The organism is Pseudomonas sp. Lz4W (assembly GCF_000346225.2).
GTDB classification, from domain to species: Bacteria; Pseudomonadota; Gammaproteobacteria; order Pseudomonadales; family Pseudomonadaceae; genus Aquipseudomonas; species Aquipseudomonas paraversuta.
Genome location: NZ_CP017432.1, coordinates 974,144 through 992,689, shown reverse-complemented (window position 1 = coordinate 992,689; position 18,546 = coordinate 974,144). Strand labels below are relative to the sequence as shown.

The 18,546-nt window shown below is 57.3% G+C and carries 15 protein-coding genes and 1 pseudogene; 10 read left to right on the top strand and 6 right to left on the bottom strand.

Annotation, left to right across the window (positions count from 1 at the left end; genetic code table 11):
- Positions 1-116 precede the first annotated feature (116 nt).
- The 7 genes from B195_RS04775 to cmoB all read left to right on the top strand — a co-directional run bounded on the left by B195_RS04775 (position 117) and on the right by cmoB (position 9,757).
- Positions 117-1,499 carry a carbohydrate porin gene (locus tag B195_RS04775; RefSeq protein WP_167542001.1) on the top strand — a complete coding sequence of 461 codons (1,383 nt, stop codon included), beginning with the start codon at positions 117-119 and terminating at the stop codon, positions 1,497-1,499.
- Positions 1,500-1,629: 130 nt separating this feature from the next.
- Complete coding sequence (locus B195_RS04770) at positions 1,630-4,047, top strand: glucose/quinate/shikimate family membrane-bound PQQ-dependent dehydrogenase (protein ID WP_003443277.1); 2,418 nt, start codon at positions 1,630-1,632, stop codon at positions 4,045-4,047.
- Between the two features lie 199 nt (positions 4,048-4,246).
- Positions 4,247-6,676 carry an endopeptidase La gene (lon, locus tag B195_RS04765; protein WP_003443279.1) on the top strand — a complete coding sequence of 810 codons (2,430 nt, stop codon included), beginning with the start codon at positions 4,247-4,249 and terminating at the stop codon, positions 6,674-6,676.
- Positions 6,677-6,911: 235 nt separating this feature from the next.
- Positions 6,912-7,304 (top strand): protease inhibitor I42 family protein, encoded by a 393-nt coding sequence (locus B195_RS04760; protein ID WP_003443281.1) that lies wholly within the window; start codon positions 6,912-6,914, stop codon positions 7,302-7,304.
- Position 7,305: 1 nt separating this feature from the next.
- The gene (locus B195_RS04755; RefSeq protein ID WP_003443283.1) at positions 7,306-7,947 is read left to right on the top strand and encodes a lysoplasmalogenase; all 642 of its coding nucleotides are present in this window, start codon (positions 7,306-7,308) and stop codon (positions 7,945-7,947) included.
- Between the two features lie 113 nt (positions 7,948-8,060).
- Entirely contained in the window at positions 8,061-8,804 is a 744-nt protein-coding gene (gene cmoA, locus B195_RS04750; protein ID WP_003443285.1) for a carboxy-S-adenosyl-L-methionine synthase CmoA, read from the top strand.
- A complete protein-coding gene (gene cmoB, locus B195_RS04745; protein WP_003443286.1) occupies positions 8,801-9,757 on the top strand; it encodes a tRNA 5-methoxyuridine(34)/uridine 5-oxyacetic acid(34) synthase CmoB in 957 nt (318 codons plus the stop codon). The genes cmoA and cmoB overlap by 4 nt, the downstream gene beginning before the upstream one ends.
- A 233-nt stretch (positions 9,758-9,990) precedes the next feature.
- Here cmoB and tadA read toward each other — a convergent pair whose 3' ends face one another.
- The 4 genes from tadA to lldD all read right to left on the bottom strand — a co-directional run bounded on the left by tadA (position 9,991) and on the right by lldD (position 14,605).
- Entirely contained in the window at positions 9,991-10,479 is a 489-nt protein-coding gene (gene tadA / locus B195_RS04740; protein ID WP_003443288.1) for a tRNA adenosine(34) deaminase TadA, read from the bottom strand.
- Entirely contained in the window at positions 10,479-11,855 is a 1,377-nt protein-coding gene (locus tag B195_RS04735) for a multicopper oxidase family protein (RefSeq protein ID WP_003443290.1), read from the bottom strand. Before B195_RS04735 ends, tadA begins: the two co-directional genes overlap by 1 nt.
- 568 nt (positions 11,856-12,423) lie before the next feature.
- Complete coding sequence (locus tag B195_RS04725) at positions 12,424-13,452, bottom strand: FUSC family protein (RefSeq protein ID WP_003443292.1); 1,029 nt, start codon at positions 13,450-13,452, stop codon at positions 12,424-12,426.
- Between the two features lie 13 nt (positions 13,453-13,465).
- Positions 13,466-14,605 (bottom strand): FMN-dependent L-lactate dehydrogenase LldD, encoded by a 1,140-nt coding sequence (lldD, locus tag B195_RS04720; protein WP_003443295.1) that lies wholly within the window; start codon positions 14,603-14,605, stop codon positions 13,466-13,468.
- A gap of 132 nt (positions 14,606-14,737) precedes the next feature.
- On the opposite strand from lldD, the gene B195_RS04715 reads away from it, so the two are divergent.
- Complete coding sequence (locus B195_RS04715; protein ID WP_003443297.1) at positions 14,738-15,613, top strand: LysR family transcriptional regulator; 876 nt, start codon at positions 14,738-14,740, stop codon at positions 15,611-15,613.
- 349 nt (positions 15,614-15,962) lie between these two features.
- Here the strand turns inward: B195_RS04715 and B195_RS04710 are convergent.
- Together B195_RS04710 and B195_RS04705 are read right to left on the bottom strand one after the other, a co-directional pair.
- A pseudogene (locus tag B195_RS04710) lies at positions 15,963-16,559 on the bottom strand (damage-inducible protein); the annotation flags it as partial.
- Positions 16,560-16,660: 101 nt separating this feature from the next.
- Entirely contained in the window at positions 16,661-17,035 is a 375-nt protein-coding gene (locus B195_RS04705; protein WP_003443304.1) for a hypothetical protein, read from the bottom strand.
- Positions 17,036-17,408: 373 nt separating this feature from the next.
- Here B195_RS04705 and B195_RS23210 point away from each other — a divergent pair, with 373 nt between their 5' ends.
- Positions 17,409-17,642, top strand: coding sequence for a TraK family protein (locus tag B195_RS23210; RefSeq protein ID WP_003443306.1), 234 nt, complete (start codon positions 17,409-17,411; stop codon positions 17,640-17,642).
- Positions 17,639-18,379: a P-type conjugative transfer protein TrbJ gene (gene trbJ, locus B195_RS04695; protein ID WP_003443308.1), complete on the top strand. Its 741-nt coding sequence runs from the start codon at positions 17,639-17,641 to the stop codon at positions 18,377-18,379. Before B195_RS23210 ends, trbJ begins: the two co-directional genes overlap by 4 nt.
- The last annotated feature ends 167 nt before the right edge of the window (positions 18,380-18,546 follow it).

The following is an 18,546-nucleotide window of genomic DNA, read 5'->3' as shown; positions in this document are numbered from 1 at the left end:
CCCATCGAAGGCTGAATCGATTCACTCTGCCTTCAAATCTCCAAGTGCTAATCCTGCCTCCAAAGACAGCGCTACCCACTGCCATAGCCGTATTTATAAAGACCTACATCTCGACCATGTCTACATTTCAGATTTTGCGCAAACCCGGCGCACGACGCCCTATTGCCGGGCAAAAGGCCCTGAGCCTGCTCGGTTCCCTGGCTGTTTTGGGCCTTGCCTCCAGCGTGCAGGCGGCCCCGGCTTTCGACAGCGACTCCAAATGGATGCTCGGCGACTGGGGCGGCACGCGAAGCGAGCTTGAAAAACAGGGCTATGCGTTCTCCCTGGACTATGTCGGCGAAGTGGGTTCGAACCTGCATGGCGGCTATGACCATGACCGCACTGCGCGCTACAGCGATCAGTTCGGCCTGGGCACGCATCTGGACTTGCAGAAGATTCTGGGCTGGAACGACGCTGAATTTCAGCTGACCATTACCCAACGCAGCGGTAACAACATCAGTAATGACCGGATCAACGATCCGCGTGTGGGCGGCTTCACTTCGGCCCAGGAAGTCTGGGGCCGTGGCCAGACCACCCGCCTGACGCAGATGTGGTACCAGCAGAAATTTTTCGATCAGAAACTCGACATCAAGGTCGGTCGTTTCGGTCAAGGCGAAGACTTCAACACCTTCCCCTGCGACTTCCAGAACCTGGCTTTCTGCGGCTCCCAGGTCGGCAACTGGGCCGGCAGCATCTGGTACAACTGGCCGGTCAGCCAGTGGGCGCTGCGGGTCAAATACCACCTGACGCCCGAGTTGTATGCACAGGTCGGCGCCTATGAGCAGAACCCTTCGAACCTGGATCGCGGCAATGGCTTCAAGCTCAGCGGCAGCGGTACACAAGGCGCGGTGCTGCCGATCGAACTGGTGTGGACGCCAAAAATTAATGGCCTGCCAGGGGAATATCGGGCGGGTTACTACTACAGTAATGCCAAGGCAACAAATGTTTACAAAGATGTAAATGGCCAACCGGCCGCGTTAACCGGCGAAGCATATCGCAGCAGTTCAAGCAAAAACGGGATGTGGCTGGGCGTGCAACAACAGCTCACTTCCCGCGCCAGCGACCAGTCAAGGGGGTTGAGTGTTTTTGCCAATGCCACCGCTCACGACAAGAAAACCAACGCCGTGGACAACTATGTTCAGGCAGGTCTCATCTACAAAGGCGTGTTCGATGCGCGCCCCAAAGACGACATCGGTTTCGCCATGGCCCGGGTGCATGTCAACCCGGCCTACCGCAAAAATGCCCAGGCCACCAATCAGGCCCGCGCCCTCTACGATTTCGATAACCCGGACTACCTGCCGCCCCAGGATACCGAGTACAGCGCCGAGCTTTATTACGGCGTGCATGTCACCAATTGGCTGACCGTTCGACCGAACCTGCAGTACATCCGCCACCCCGGCGGCGTCAGCAAGGTAGATGACGCCCTGATCGGCGGTTTGAAAATTCAAAGCTCGTTCTGAGGAACGAGCTGCAAGTCCCGTGTTTGAAACGAGCAACAAAGAACCTATTTCGATGAATCATCCCCGCCTCGAATCGTCCTTCAAAGGCAGCCTGCGCGGGAACACCTCTAACGTAACGGAGAACCACACTATGAGCACTGATGGTGCTTTCAGTCGAGGCCGCTTGCTACCAAGCCTACTCGGTATCTTGCTGCTGCTAATGGGCCTGGCCATGTTGGTCGGGGGTATCAAGCTGTTGACGCTCAGCGGGTCGAGTTATTACCTGCTGGCCGGTATCGGCTTTGGCTTGTCCGGCGCGCTGCTGATTGCCGGGCGCCGCGCGGCGCTGGGTCTGTACGCGCTGGTGCTGTTTGCAAGCACCGTCTGGGCGCTGATGGAAGTCGGTCTGGACTGGTGGCAGTTAGTGCCGCGTCTGGCGCTGTGGTTTGCCATCGGCATCGTGTTGCTGCTGCCATGGTTTCGTCGTCCACTGCTGCGCGGTCAGCCAGCTCCGGTTGCTACCGGCGCGCTGGGCGTTGCCGTAGTGCTTGCCGGTGCCGCTGCACTGGCCAGCCAGTTCACCAGCCCGGGTGAAATCAAAGGCCAGCTGGACCGTGATGCCGTACCTGGCATGACCAACACCGCTCCGGCCATGCCCGATGGTGACTGGCAGTCCTACGGTCGTACTGCCCATGGCGACCGCTACTCGCCGCTGAAAGAAATCACCCCGCAGAATGCCCACAAGCTGGTTCCAGCCTGGACATACCGCACCGGTGACATTCCTGGCGCTGGCGATCCCGGCGAAACCACTGCCGAAAACACTCCGCTGAAAGTCAACGGCATGCTGTACGTGTGTACCCCACACAGCCAGGTGATTGCCCTTGACCCGGATACCGGCAAGGAAATCTGGCGCTTCGATCCGAAGATCAGCACCATGAACGAGGCCAACTTCAAAGGTTGGGCGCACATGACTTGCCGTGGCGTGAGCTATCACGACGAAGCGGCCTACGCCAAAGCCGGCAGTGAACAAAGCCCTGCCGAGCCTGCGGCCGCTACTGCGAGCAACTCGTGCCCGCGTCGTCTGTTCGTGCCGACTGCCGACACCCGTCTGATCGCCATCAATGCCGACACCGGTAAAATGTGTGAAGACTTCGGTGACCATGGCCAGGTTGACCTGCGCCACAACATCGGTGACTTCACTCCGGGTGGCTACTACTCCACCTCGCCACCTGCCGTGACCAAAGACCTGGTTGTGATTGGTGGTCACGTAACCGATAACCTGTCCACCAACGAGCCATCCGGCGTGATCCGCGCGTACGACGTACGTACCGGCAAACTGGTATGGAACTGGGACAGCGGCAACCCGGACGACACCACGCCGATTGCCGAAGGCAAAACCTACACTCGCAACTCGCCCAACATGTGGTCGATGTTCGCAGTGGACGAAAACCTCGGCATGCTTTACCTGCCGATGGGCAACCAGATGCCTGACCAATATGGCGGCGACCGTACCGAGGACTCCGAGAAGTACAGCGCAGGCGTGACTGCTCTGGACATCAATACCGGTAAAGTTCGCTGGACCCGTCAGTTCACTCACCATGACCTGTGGGACATGGACGTTGGTGGTCAACCGACCCTGATGGACATGAAAACAGCCGATGGCGTGAAACCGGCACTGCTGGCTTCGACCAAGCAAGGCAGCATCTACGTGCTGGACCGTCGCACTGGCGAAGACATCGTACCGATCCATGAAGTGCCAGCACCTGGCGATGCGGTCAAGGGTGACCACACCTCGCCAACCCAGCCTCGCTCGGACCTGAACCTGAGCCCGCCGGATCTGACCGAGCGCGACATGTGGGGCGTTACCCCGTTCGACCAGATGCTGTGCCGGATCAACTTCAAATCCCTGCGTTATGACGGCATGTACACCCCGCCATCGCTGCAAGGTTCCATCGTGTATCCAGGCAACTTCGGCGTGTTTGACTGGGGCGGCATCTCGGTTGATCCGGTTCGCCAGATCGCCTTCCTGAACCCGAGCTACATGGCGTTCACTTCCAAGCTGATCCCCCGTGAAGAAATTGCTGCACTGGGTCCGCGTGTCAGTGAAACCGAAGGCGTGCAACCTAACGAGGGCGCTCCGTACGGGGTCATCCTCGAGCCGCTGCTGTCGCCACTGGGCTTGCCTTGCCAGGCTCCGTCCTGGGGTTATGTGGCTGCAGTCGACCTGACCAACAACCAGCTGATCTGGAAACACAAAAACGGCACCGTGCGTGACAGCTCGCCGGTTCCACTGCCACTGCCAATGGGTGTTCCAAGCCTGGGCGGGACCTTCACCACTGCCGGTGGTGTAGCCTTCCTCAGCGGTACCCTTGACCAGTACTTGCGCGCTTACGATGTAAGCAACGGCAAGCTGCTGTGGGAAGGTCGCCTGCCTGCTGGCGGTCAAGCCACACCGATGACCTACACCGGCAAGGACGGCACCCAGTATGTGCTCGTTGTCGCTGGCGGCCACGGCTCGCTGGGCACCAAGCAAGGTGACTACGTGGTAGCGTTTAAACTGTCTGAGTAAGCTTACAGCCGGTTCCGGGAAAGGCGGCCATCGCGAGATGGCCGCCTTTTTTTGTGCCTGCGAATCCGCCTGGAACCATGACAATCCCGGGGCCCGGGGCTGCCACCGGCCCATGCCCCTGATGATGAAAAACCCTTCACCTTGAAACCACTGGCAATACGCCCCATCTAAGACACATACCCAATTGCGCAGGTGCCCCATGAGCGACCAGCAAGAATTCCCGGACAATACAACTGAGTACACCGATGTAGAGCACACCGAGACCGAATCAACCGAACACGCTGCAGGTACTGAGCTGGCCTTGCCGGGGCAGAATCTGCCGGACAAGGTTTACATCATCCCGATTCACAATCGGCCGTTCTTCCCGGCGCAAGTGTTGCCGGTCATCGTCAATGAAGAGCCCTGGGCCGAAACCCTGGAGCTGGTCAGCAAGTCGCCGCATCATTCGCTGGCGCTGTTTTTTGTCGACACCCCTCCCGATGATCCCCGCCACTTCGACACCTCCAGCCTCCCGGAATACGGCACGCTGGTGAAGGTGCATCACGCCAGCCGCGAAAACGGCAAACTGCAGTTCGTGGCCCAGGGCCTGACCCGCGTACGCATCAGCATGTGGCTCAAGCACCACCGTCCACCGTATCTGGTGGAGGTTGAATACCCGAAAGAAAATACCGCCCCCACCGACGAGGTGAAGGCGTACGGCATGGCGCTGATCAACGCGATCAAGGAGTTGCTACCGCTCAACCCGCTGTACAGCGAAGAGCTGAAAAACTATCTCAATCGCTTCAGTCCGAATGACCCGTCGCCGCTTACCGACTTTGCCGCGGCATTGACCTCGGCCACCGGCAACGAGCTGCAAGAAGTGCTCGATTGCGTACCGATACTCAAGCGCATGGAAAAAGTCCTGCCGATGCTGCGCAAGGAAGTCGAAGTCGCGCGGCTGCAAAAAGAAATTTCGGCCGAGGTCAATCTCAAGATCGGCGAGCATCAACGCGAGTTCTTCCTCAAGGAACAGCTCAAGGTGATCCAGCAGGAACTGGGACTGACCAAGGATGATCGCAGCGCCGATATCGAGCAGTTCAAGCAACGTCTTGAGGGCAAGACCCTGCCCCCCCAGGCACAAAAACGCATCGACGAAGAAATGAACAAGCTGTCGATTCTGGAAACCGGATCGCCCGAATACGCGGTGACCCGCAATTATCTGGACTGGGCGACAGCGGTGCCGTGGGGCGTGTTCGGTCAGGACAAGCTCGACCTCAAGCACGCGCGAAAAGTGCTCGATGCCCACCATGCCGGGCTCGATGATATTAAAAACCGTATCCTCGAGTTTCTGGCCGTAGGTGCCTACAAAGGCTCGGTCAGCGGCTCGATCGTGCTGTTGGTCGGCCCTCCCGGGGTGGGTAAAACCAGCGTCGGCAAATCCATTGCCGAATCCCTGGGGCGCCCGTTCTATCGCTTCAGCGTTGGCGGCATGCGCGATGAAGCCGAGATCAAGGGCCACCGGCGCACCTACATCGGCGCCCAGCCGGGCAAGCTGGTACAGGCACTGAAAGACGTCGAAGTGATGAACCCGGTGATCATGCTCGACGAGATCGACAAGATGGGCCAGAGCTTCCAGGGCGACCCGGCCTCGGCGTTGCTCGAAACCCTTGATCCGGAGCAAAACGTCGATTTCCTCGACCACTATCTGGACCTGCGCCTGGACCTGTCCAAAGTGCTGTTCGTGTGTACCGCCAACACCCTGGACTCGATCCCCGGGCCATTGCTCGACCGTATGGAAGTGATTCGCCTCTCCGGTTACATCACCGAAGAAAAGATCGCCATTGCCAAGCGCCACCTGTGGCCCAAGCAACTGGAGAAAGCCGGGGTATCAAAAAACAGCCTGAGCATCAGCGACAGTGCCCTGCGTGCCGTGATCGACGGCTACGCCCGTGAAGCCGGGGTGCGCCAGCTGGAAAAACAGCTGGGCAAGCTGGTACGCAAAGCGGTGGTCAAGTTGCTGGATGATCCCGAGGCTGTGATCAAGATCGGGCCCAGGGATCTCGAAGCTTCGCTGGGTATGCCGCCGTTTCGTAACGAGCAGGTCATCAGCGGCACCGGAGTCATTACCGGTCTGGCCTGGACCAGCATGGGCGGCGCCACCCTGCCGATCGAGGCAACCCGCATCCACACCCTCAATCGCGGCTTCAAGCTGACCGGACAGCTGGGGGATGTGATGAAAGAGTCGGCCGAAATTGCCTACAGCTACATCAGCGCCAATCTGCAGAAATTTGGCGGCGACCCGCGCTTCTTCGATGAAGCCTTTGTGCACTTGCACGTGCCGGAAGGTGCGACGCCCAAGGACGGTCCGAGTGCCGGTGTGACCATGGCCAGTGCCCTGTTATCGCTGGCCCGCAATCAGGCACCGAAAAAAGGCATCGCCATGACCGGCGAGCTGACGCTGACCGGGTACGTGTTACCGATTGGCGGCGTGCGTGAAAAAGTGATTGCGGCACGCAGGCAGAAAATTCACGAGTTGATTCTGCCCGAACCTAACCGGGGCAACTTTGAGGAGCTGCCGGACTACCTGAAAGAGGGCATCACCGTGCATTTCGCCAAGCGCTTTGCCGATGTGGCCAAAGTACTGTTCTGAAACAAGGGAGAATTTTCCGGCCCTTACTGCAGGCTCATTTCACTCGCCAGCGGCTACGGCAATCGGGTCGTTACCACACCCGAACGCCGTGGCGTCGCTGACGAGGTACGGGGCTGCGATAGACGGCGCAGCAAGCCCCCCCTGACTGAAGCCCCGTGCCTCGTCAGCGACTACAGGAAGCTACGGGAATCATGGGTTATGCTGCGCCCTTGTATTCGTCTGACCGGAGCCATCAATGCCCCATGCACGTATCCTCTCACTGCTCAGCCTCAGCCTGCTGACAGCCTGTGCGCACCCGCCTGCGAACAACCTCACCGTTGAAGATCAAAGCGACTGTCCGATACAACTGCACAACGGGCAAAATTTGACCCTGTCGCTGCCAAGCAATCCCACCACGGGTTACCGCTGGGCGATTCAGGACTCTGCCGGGGGCATTCTGCGCAGCCTGAGCCCTGAGGTTTACAGCAGCACCGACAACGGCCAGTTACTGGGAAGCGGCGGGCAATCGACCTGGCGCTTTCAGGCATTTGCCACCGGCAACGGGCGCCTGCGCCTGACCTCTCAGCAGCCCTGGGAGCCAGAAGCCGAACCCGCGCAAACATTCGATTGCCAGATCACGGTGAACTGACATGCCATGGCTGATTCTCGCGGTCATGGGTGCCGGCGCGTACCTGTACGGCCTGAGCATGCACGCCACGCTCCTGTGTCTGATCAGCAAAGCCGTCCCGGTGCTGGCCCTGCTCGGCTGGCTGCAGGATGCACCGCCCAGTGCCTATCGGCGCTGGATCAGCATCGGCCTGATGTTTTCCCTGCTCGGCGACATACTGCTGGCCTGGCCGGTGGACCTGTTTGTATATGGCCTGGGCGCGTTTTTGTTTGCCCACCTGGCTTACCTCAAGGCCTACCTGGTGGACTGCCGCCGCCCGGCGCTGCCGGCACTGGCATTGGCGTTACTGGCAGGCATCAGTCTGCTGAGCGTGATGGCAGCCAAGGGATTGGGGGACTTGTTGATCCCGGTCTGCATTTACGCCCTGACCATCAGCGCCATGCTCTGGCGCGCGCTGGCCCGGCTGGGCAGTGGCGTACCCGGGCGCTCGGCGTGGCTGGCAGCGGCCGGGGCGCTGGCATTCGTCGCCTCCGACAGCATGATCGGAATCAACCGTTTTGTGCTGTCGTTCGATGCTGCGCCCTACCTGATCATTCTCACTTACTGGCTCGGGCAATGGGGTATTGCCGCCTCGGCGTTTAGCCAGAGCAAACGCGATCACTGACAGGCTGGCGCCCCGGCGCGTTGAAGATGCGCGGTTTATCAGACAGACCGCGCATCCCGGCGCCAACTTGGCTAAAATGCGCGCCCTTCAAATATTCCAGCGCCGGAACCGTCGTGAGCAAAGAACCTGACCGTATTTTCGCCCAGCCCCTGGCCCAGGTGCCGGACTTCGCCTTTAACGAGGACGTGGTGCGGGTGTTCCCGGACATGATCAAGCGCTCGGTGCCGGGCTACCCGACCATTGTCGAAAACCTTGGTGTGCTTGCTGCCCAGTTCGCTCAGCCCGACAGTGTCCTGTACGACCTGGGCTGCTCGTTGGGTGCCGTCACCCAGGCCCTGCGCCGACATGTACGCAGTGAAGGTTGCCAGGTGATTGCGGTGGATAACTCGCCAGCCATGGTCGAGCGTTGCCGCGAATACCTCAACGCCCAGAACTCGATGTTCCAGGAGTTGCTGCCGGTTGATGTGATTGAAGGCGACATCCTGGCGCTGGAGTTCAAGCCCGCCTCGGTGGTGGCATTGAACTTCACCCTGCAATTTATCGCCCCCGAACAGCGCCTGGCCCTGCTCGCACGGATTCGCCAGTCATTGCTGCCCGGCGGCGCACTGATCCTCTCGGAGAAGCTGCGCTTCAATGATCCCGAGGAACACGCCCTGCTCACCGATTTGCACGTTGCCTTCAAGCGTGCCAATGGCTACAGCGATCTGGAAATCGCGCAAAAGCGCAGCGCCATCGAAAACGTCATGAAGCCCGACAGCCTCGAAGAACACCGCGAGCGCCTGCTGGCGGCCGGGTTCTCGAAAGTCGTGCCGTGGTTCCAGTGTCTTAACTTTGCCTCGTTGATTGCCTTGCCATGATTGATCTTTCCCCCCTCGCCCGGCGTCTGGCCGGCACTCCACTGGCTGCATGGGCCAACACTCTGCAAGCGCAGCTCGATGTCAAAATGGAGAAAGGCCACGGCGACCTGGAGCGCTGGCAAAGCGCGCTGGATGCCTTGCCCGACGTGAAGCCGACCGAGATCGACCTGCTCAACGGCCTGACCCTGGACACCGACTGCGACGATGCAACCCGCACGCAAATGCGTCAGGCACTGATGGGCCTGTCGCCGTGGCGCAAAGGACCGTTCGACCTGTTCGGCGTACACGTCGACACCGAATGGCACTCGGACTGGAAGTGGTCACGGGTCGCACCGCATATCAACCTCAAGCACAAACGCATCCTCGATGTCGGTTGCGGCAACGGTTACTACATGTGGCGCATGCTCGGCGCCGGCGCCCATAGCGTGATCGGGGTTGATCCGAACTGGTTGTTCTTCTGCCAGTTCCAGGCCGTGCAGCGCTTCCTGCAACAAGAAGCTGCCTGGCACCTGCCCTTCCCGTTTGAAGACCTGCCGCCGAACCTGGAAGGTTTCGACACCGTGTTTTCCATGGGCGTGTTTTACCACCGCCGCTCGCCGATCGAACACTTGCTGGCCCTCAAGGATTGCCTGGTCAAGGGTGGCGAACTGGTGCTGGAAACCCTGGTCATTGAAGGCGACGTCAATCAGGTGCTGGTGCCTGAAGACCGCTATGCGCAAATGCGCAACGTGTGGTTCCTGCCGTCGATCCCGGCGCTGGAGCGCTGGCTGCGCCGTGCCGGTTTCAGCGACGTACGCTGCGTGGACGTAAGCACCACCACCGTAGAAGAACAACGGGCGACTGAGTGGATGAAGTTCCAGTCCCTGAGCGACTACCTGGACCCGAACGACCCCGGCAAAACCGTCGAAGGCCTGCCGGCGCCGATGCGCGCAGTGATCATCGCCAGGAAATAAGAAACCAGAGACGCTGTAGGAGCGAGCTTGCCTCGCGAGCTTTTCCGATGCACCACGAACAGCTCGCGAGCAAGCTCGCTCCTACAGTTAATTCATGTGCCCGGCAGCTGAAGCGCAAAGCCCACGCCCCCGTAGGAGCGAGCTTGCCTCGCGATGCAGGCTACGCGGTCCCTCCATGAATCTGCGTTGAGCCTGTCGCGAGGCAAGCTCGCTCCTACAAAGGCAGAGGGGCGTTATTTGGCCCGACGGGCCTTGAAGAATTCGCTGAGGATAGCTCCGCACTCTTCGGCCAAGACCCCGCCTTCGAACAGCACCCGGTGATTCAGAAAGCCCTGGCTGAAGAACTGCCCCTGACTTTGCACAATTCCCGCCTTGGGCTCCAGCGCGCCGTAGACCACCCGAGCCACCCGGGAGTGGACGATCAGGCCCGCGCACATGCTGCACGGCTCCAGGGTCACGTACAGGGTGCTACCGGGCAGCCGGTAGTTGCTGGCCGCCGCTGCGGCTGCACGGATGGCAACCATCTCAGCATGGGCGCTGGGGTCGCTGCCGCTGATCGGGCAGTTAAACCCGCGGCCGATAATTTCACCGTTTTGCACCAGCACCGCGCCCACCGGCACTTCGCCCAGGGCCGCGCCCTGAGCCGCCAGCGCCAGCGCTTCACGCATGTAGTCCTGATCGCGGCTGCGATCGATGATTTGCGGTTGACGCCCTTGTCGCATCAGGAAACCTCAATTGCGGCCATAAGGCCGGTTTCCATGTGGTCAATCACATGGCAGTGGAACATCCACACGCCGGGATTATCCGCCACCAGGGCCACGCGGGCACGTTCGTTTTTACCCAGCAGGTAGGTATCGGTGAAGTAGGGAATGATTTTTTTGCGATTGGACGCCAGCACCTTGAAGCTCATGCCGTGCAGATGGATCGGGTGCTGGTACTGGGTCATGTTCTTCAATTCGAAGATATAGCTCTGACCCAGCTTGAGTTTGGCTATCGGCCGATCGGCGCAGGTCTTGTCCTTGATGTCCCAGGCCACGCCGTTGATCTGCCACAGGCTGGGCGGCTGGTCAGGGCCCAGGTTCTCGGAAACCGAGCCGACCCATTCAAAGTTGAAGTTGATCTTTTCAGCGTTCGCCACATCGGGCTCGGCAATCGGGTTGGCGGGCAACGCCGGTGGCCATTCCACCGCCGCAGCGTTGCTGGCAACCGAGCGCAGCGTGCCCAAACGTACGGGACCGTCTCGCAGTGACAACTCTTGCCCTGCCGCCGGAGCCTTGATCGCCAGGCAAATACGCATGCCGGGGCCCAGCCAGTATTCCTTGCCCAAAGGCCGTGGCTCGACGGGGTTGCCATCCAGGGCATAAATTCTGGCTTCGATGCCCGGGATGTTCAGACGATAGGTCAGGGTATTGTCGAGGTTGAGGATGCGCACCCGGGTGATCTGTCCGGCTGGCAAATCAATGGTCGGCACGTGGCTGCCATTAATCGTCGACAGGCGTCCCGGGGTGCCGCCACGGGCGGCTTCACGGGTAATGCTGAACGGCAGAAAACCGCCCTCTTCATCCACGTGCCAGTTTTTAATGCTCAGGGTACGCTCGTGCTGGAAACCGGTGGGCTCGCGCTCCTCGACAATCAGCGGCCCGACCAGACCACGGCCCAGTTCTTCGCTGCTGTTGACGTGGGGGTGGTACCAGAAACTGCCGGCATCCGGCACACGGAACTTGTAGTCGAAGTATTCACCGGGCAATACCGGCAATTGCGAAACATAAGGCACACCGTCCATTTCCAGCGGCAGTCGGATACCGTGCCAGTGAATGGTAGTGGCTACCGGAAGGTGGTTGATAAAGCGCACCCGCAGCCACTCCCCCTGTCGCACCCGCAGCTCGGTGCCGGGCGCCGACGGACCGAAGGCCCAGGCTTCGGTTTGATGACCGGGCACCAGTTCCACATCCAGCGGCGCGGCAATCAGCTCATAGTCGTGGCCAGCCTCGGCATCGGCCATCTTGCCCAGCCAGTAACGCGAAGCGCCTCCTGCGCCAACACCCACCACTACCAGGCCGGCCAGACCACCGAGTATTTGTCGACGGGTAAAGGACATTGATTCAACTACCTCTCGTATCCGGCGCGGGCGTGCAGCCCGCAAAAGGCGAATACGATACACCTGCAATTGCGAAACAGTAAGGGCTGCATCCTGCTTCTGTCGGAGAGAGCTGTTGAAAAGCTCGCGCCGACAGGTTGGGGGTACAGAAATAAAAAAAGGGCGGTCAACACCCAGTGTTGACCGCCCTTTTCAAATCAGACCGGTTACCCGGCCGGACTTATTCCCACTCTATTATCAACAAGCGCAATAAAACCTTTAAAAGCAGATAACTATCAAACAAAACAAAAGGCATACCATGAAAAGAACCATTCCCGAACGACGCTCTAGATGCTCAGCCCTCCCGCCTCTCATCGCATGACAAGCACCTGTAGAGGGGGTATAGCGCTCTTTGATAGGGCGCACGTGACTACGGCACGATCAGGGCCTACAAACATCCGAGTCAAACCATGAGGAAGAACGCCATGTTCACGCGGAGCCTATTACTGAGTTTTTGCGCGGTGTTACTGGTTGGCTGCACGGGAAGGGGCTTTCAAACCGGCGGTCTAGGAAACACTCCCCTAGTCCTCTACGGCTCAGCCGTTTGCCAGCGAGGAAAAATCACAAGCGAAGCGATGATCGCTAAAAGTGCACCACCGGTGCTGTAGAGCATTCGTAGAAATACCAAATCCAGCTCCGATCCTCCTGACTGGCCAACCTGCGCGACCAGTATGAAATGTGGAGTGAGGAACATCAAATAGCTGATGTGGCTCACAGAGCGCCCTGCCAGGGTGCCAATAGAAACAGGCAGTATCAGTGCAGCCAACAAAAACGGATCATGGATTGCGTAACCAAGAACGGCAGCAATGGCTCCCCCTAAGAAGGTGCCGCCGACTCGCTCCAGAGACATCCTCAACGTTGAATGCATGTAGGGCTGCATGATCAGAAACACCGTAAGGGTCATCCAGTATCCGTAATGCAACGACCACAATTGAACCAACCAAACTGACAGTGCTCCCGACAGCGCAACGCGAAGCCCATGCAGAAAGAAGTTAGATTTCGGTGTGAAATTTGTTCTGAGTGCCGACCATAAAACTGGCCGCTTTGCAGCATCAGGCTGGTCGTACTGACACCATTGGAACAGCAATGCGGAGCCTGTAGCCCATAGGCTGCCATATAGAAAGTAACGTGCATAAGCAAATCCCTGGGCAAAGTCCTTTGCCGGGAATGCAGTGGATACCGCAAATGCCGTCGCTGTCAGCAAAGCGGGAATGCTAATGCGCGCGCCGCAAACCTGGGCGTAAGCGCCAGCAAACGCAAAGAGGGCCGACAGTGCTATAGCCAGTTGCGGCCATACCATCGTCCAAGCACCTAGCCCTGACGCCACGGCGCCGGTGATGCCGAAAACCAGGCCGAAGATACAACCCTTTGGGGACTTATCGCTCGGAATCGACAGATAGCTCCAGAATGCGGCAATCGCTGACCAACAGAACAAGGGGTTGTGTAAGCGAGCCGCGAGGAGCGCCGGCACAGTACAGACAACACCACCACACACTACGTAGCCAATCGGTACATTGCGTACCGCTTCCAACATCTTAACGGTCAGTGATTGCGACATGATCGAACCTTCATTACTCAACTGGAACCAATGCGGTTCGATCGATCTTGTCAATCGAGGTAACACCAGTGAGCGTCATTGCCACGCGCATTTCTTGCGAGAAGATATCCAGCATATTCTCTACCCCGTGCTGTCCGTCGGCGGCCAGAGCGTAAACCGTCGAGCGCCCCAGCAGGCATGCCTTGGCGCCTAAGGCGAGCATGCGCACAACATCCAGCCCGGAACGAATGCCAGAGTCCACCAGCACCGTCAGGTCATCACCCACTACTTCGGCGATGGGAGGCAAAGCCCTAGCGGTGGACAGCACACCGTCCAATTGGCGACCGCCGTGGTTGGAGACCACGATGCCATCAGCGCCGAAACTTACTGCGTCCTTGGCGTCCTGTGGATCAAGGATGCCCTTGATAATCATCGGGCCCTTCCAAAACTCGCGGATCCATTCCAGGTCCTTCCAGCTGATAGAGGGGTCGAAGTTATTGCCTAACCAGCCAACATAATCTTCCAGGGTGGTGGCTTTGCCCAGGTACTTGGAGATGTTGCCCAAATCATGCGGACGACCGAGGATACCGACATTAAACGCCCAATCCGGCCTAGTGGTGGCTTGCAGGATGCGCCGTGAAGCTGCGAGTGGCCCAGACATGCCCGAGTGGGCATCACGGTAACGAGCGCCTGGCGTCGGCATGTCTACGGTGAACACCAGCGTGGTAACGCCGGCTGCTTGAGCACGCTCTAGGGCATTACGCATAAATCCGCGATCCTTGAGCACATAGAGTTGAAACCAGATCGATTGCGAACTCTGGGAACTAACCTCTTCAATCGAGCAGACCGATACTGTGGACAGGCAAAAGGGAATGCCTTTCGTGGCCGCAGCCTTGGCCGCTTGTACTTCACCACGACGGGCATACATACCGGTCAGTCCGACGGGGCTGAGGATGATCGGCAGACTCTGTTCCTTTCCAAAGAGCGTCGTCTTGAGACTCAAACTGTCAACATTTCTCAAGATGCGTTGACGCAAGCTGATGCTGGCGAGGTCAGCGCTATTGGCACGCATTGTGTGTTCGGCATAGGCGCCGCCGTCGATGTAGTCGAACAGAAATCGCGGCAATTTGCGTCTCGCGGCTTCGCGATAGTCGGATGCCGATGAAATAATCATTATCTACAACTCCTAGGTCTCTAGAAAATTTCAGCGACGTAGGACGTTGCTGAGTGAATTTCACGATAAGGGATTGTTGAGTATGATAAAAACAACTTTTTCTACTCGAATTGAGTCGCTATTGGAATACACATGAATCTCAGAACGCTGCGGGTGTTTGTAGAAGTGGTGCGCCAGGGAGGTTTCTCCCAAGCTGCGGAGGTTGTGTCTTTGACTCAGTCCTCAGTCAGCAAGGCAGTCAGGACGCTCGAGGATGAGCTAGGTACGCCACTGCTGAACCGTATCGGCCATAAAAGCGAGTTGACGGCCGCAGGTGAGATTGCCTATCGGCGCGCACTGGTATTACTCGCAGATCGGAACGATCTGATCGCAGAGATCAATGAACTGCGCGACCTGAAGGGCGGTACGCTGCGGATCGGCTTGCCGCCTGTAGGCTCCGGGGTATTGTTCGCTGAGATGTTTGCTACTTATCGCAGCCGCTATCCGATGGTGAATATAGAACTGATAGAGCACGGTAGTAAGAAACTGTGTGAGTGCCTGGAGGCCGGAGAGGTGGACTTGGCAGCACTACTGATTCCGATCGATGAAACTTTCGCTTATCAGGAAGTGCGCAACGAGCCTTTAGTGGTTGTGCTGCCTAGCGCCCATTCGCTTTCGCGACGCAAGCGAATGAACTTCAGTGATCTGGCGGATTCGCCATTCATCCTCTTTGATGAGGGGTTTGCGCTTAACGCATTAATTATGGCCGCTTGTGATCGAAGAGGGATTGTGCCCCGGGTGACGGCCCGCAGCGGGCAGATTGATTTCATCGCCGACCTGGTAGCTGCAGGTTTAGGGGTGGCATTTTTACCGCGAATGCTTGCGCAAAAACATAAACATGCGGGCATCGCTCTAGTACCTCTTGAAGAGCCACACACGGATTGGAATATTGCACTCGCTTGGCGTGCCGGTGCGCATTTGCCTCCGGCTGCAATGGCTTGGTTAGATCTGGCCAAAGAGCTGAGATAGTGCAATGGCTTTTGCTCGGATATCCAAGCGCTGGTAGTCAATAAAAACACCGGCCTACCTGGTGAAGGGGTCGGGTGGTTTTTAGTTAAGGAAGAAGAGTTCGCTACTCTGCCCCGCCATCAGAAGCAGGTAATTGTCAAAGCCGAACTCAATCACGTTTTTACGTTTCCACAATGGGACAAGGTCCTAAAAACTTTAGACCTTGAACTGACCGAAACCGATTTCTCGCACGCTCTTGAGTTGGCTTGTCAAATCGCCGGAGGAGGTGAAAGCGAGCACCATAAGAAATTAAAGGATTTCGTAGCACACAACCCCCTCTCAATCTCTTCGGTCCCCGATATCACTAGAGGCCTGTTCCAGTGCGTAAAATACCGGACTGTGATGGAGGCAGTACTACTTGCGCATTCGCAGATACAGCATTTAATGCTGTCTGCTGGTGCTCACGCAGTTGCTTCTTGGATTTGAGTGCGACCGCTTTGCTGGACTGGTACTTGGCCCAGTCAATCTGGCTGTCTTCCAAGGCTTGCAGATCGATCTTGCTGACCGGAGGCTGTTGGCCCTGCAAGGCATCCTCGGCGTGCTCGCTCCAGTTGTTGGTGGTGGTAACGATGATGCGGTGCGAGAACGGCGCTTTGCCCGAGGCGGTGAAGAAACTGTCGATGTCCTTCTTCTGGACTTTGTAGTCCTCGGCGAACAGCTTGCACTGGATGGCGTGATACTCGCCGGTGCCCTGGGTACGAGCCACAAGATCAATGCATGCATCCTTACCACTCAAGCCCTGCTCCTTGGCCCAGTCGGCATACGTCCATACTTGATCGTACAGATCGCGGTAGGTCGCTTCATTGCGCAAGTAAACGCAGATCAGTTCCTCAAAGTAGGTGCCCTTCTCGCGCTCGGTGACAGAGGCAGAACGATAAGAATCCAAAAGCGCAGCAAGAGCCGACATGTGCATTTCCTTTCAAAGCGGCTAACGGGAAAAATGCGCAATTCTAGCAACTGTCAGCACTGAATTGGATTGCACAATCCAAAGAGTTTCGGCGTCAAGCCCTACGCTTTTCTAACAAAAACGACAGCGCTCATCTTTTCCCGAACACCCGCCTGCAGCTCTCGAAACTCGACCATCATCCGCTCGATCTCGACCGAGCTTGCTCCCTGCCCGTTTTTCTCCAAAAGCCACAGCTTCAACAAACCGGCAACCCGCCCCAAGTCGCCGTTAATTCTGCAAAGATCAGCCACCGCTTTCAGATCGACGACCGAGCGAATGGGTGTATTCAGACCCAATGCTCGGAGGTAACCGGAGCGGGACATACCAGCCTCTTCGGCACGCTCAGTGATGGTCGCCTTTTCCTCATCTGTAACCCACACCTCTATCGGCTTTCCGCGCCGTCGAGGCTGGGCTTTTCCTTTGGTGTCCTCTGTCATTGCTTCTGCTCCTGTTGTTGCTTTTCGCTCTTAGACGAGGCAGCGGCGGCGGGCCTCGCAGAGCAAGATACCGTTGAGCCGCAGGCGAATAAGGGGCGGTGTTGGATGGGTTCGGGCTTGCCCGTACCCGTACAACACACATCTTGCCATACTGTTGTAAGCGATTTAATGCGATTTAAAACTAAAAACTCATCAATCGCTTTGAATTTCGCTAAATCGCATACAGTCGCATTGAATTGCCTAGAGTTGCCTTAAACTTCCTTGAGCTGCATACAATCACGCTAAATTTCATTAATTTTAGCTGCGCAGTTATTGTATGTTTCCCTAGGCTTTTATCCGTGCTAAAACCAATAGGAACAAACGGAGAAAGTCGATGCAAAGTAATAGTCTAAAGCCTATCAAAAGAAGAGCTGGCCGTGCTGAGTTCTTCTCGATCAGGAAGGAGTTAGAAACGAAAATACTGCTCGGCCACCCCCTTACTCGGCTCTACACCGAATACGCTGATCGATTTAGCTTTGGATATGTGCAGTTCACACGTTACGTCGCTCGCTATTGCAAGCAATCGCGTTCATTTATCATGACAGGCTCGCATTGGAGACAAAAATGATAAATGGATGGAGATTATTAATAACAGTTTTTACTTTGCTTTTTACATGGCAGAACGCCTTTGCTATCTACTGCACAAACTGCTCTACATTCTATCAACAGATGTTCGAGTACGCAGAAGCAGTCAATACGGCGTTGAACACTGCAGAGCAGCTTTCGACACAAGTTCAGCAATACAACAATATGGTCACGCAGGGGACTCCGTTGCCAAACAGCATGTTTGGCCGGATCACCCAAGACATGCAGCGTGTAACAAGCATCTACAACAGGGCGCAGTCATTAGGCCGCAATGTGGCGAATCTCGATTCGCAATTCAATACGCAGTTTCCCGGGTATGAGGCGTATTTGCAGAAATTTCTCCAGTCGAGCAGTAAGGCGACTGACGTAATGCCGGATCGCTACGAAAAATGGTCGGCGCAAGGCTTTGATAACGCAAAAAGAGCTATGCAGGCAGCAGGCATGAATACCAGCACATTTGAGACGGAAGATGCACACTTGGAACAACTGGTGAACCGTTCGCAGTCATCATCGGGTCGGATGCAGGCCATCCAAGCTGGGAACGAGATTGCCGCTTCAAACGTGCAGCAGCTTCAGAAACTGCGCGACTTGGTGGCGACTCAAATTACCCTGCAGGGCAATTACATAGCCCAAGAAACCGCGCGTCAGTCGGTCGGCGACGCCGCCTCCGAGCAATTCAACAAGCGCCCAAATACTCGCGGCGGCGCGAAGGGGTACTGACTATGAAGTTCTCTAAATGGCTTCTTATTGTGCTGTGTGTAGCATCTGGACTTGGAGGGGCAGCTCTGGTCGGCATCATATGTTCCATCTCTAATGACCGCATAGTGGTTACCGAAAAGATCAACCAGTCTCATGCCGCCGACAAACAATTCAATGAGCGCCCGAAC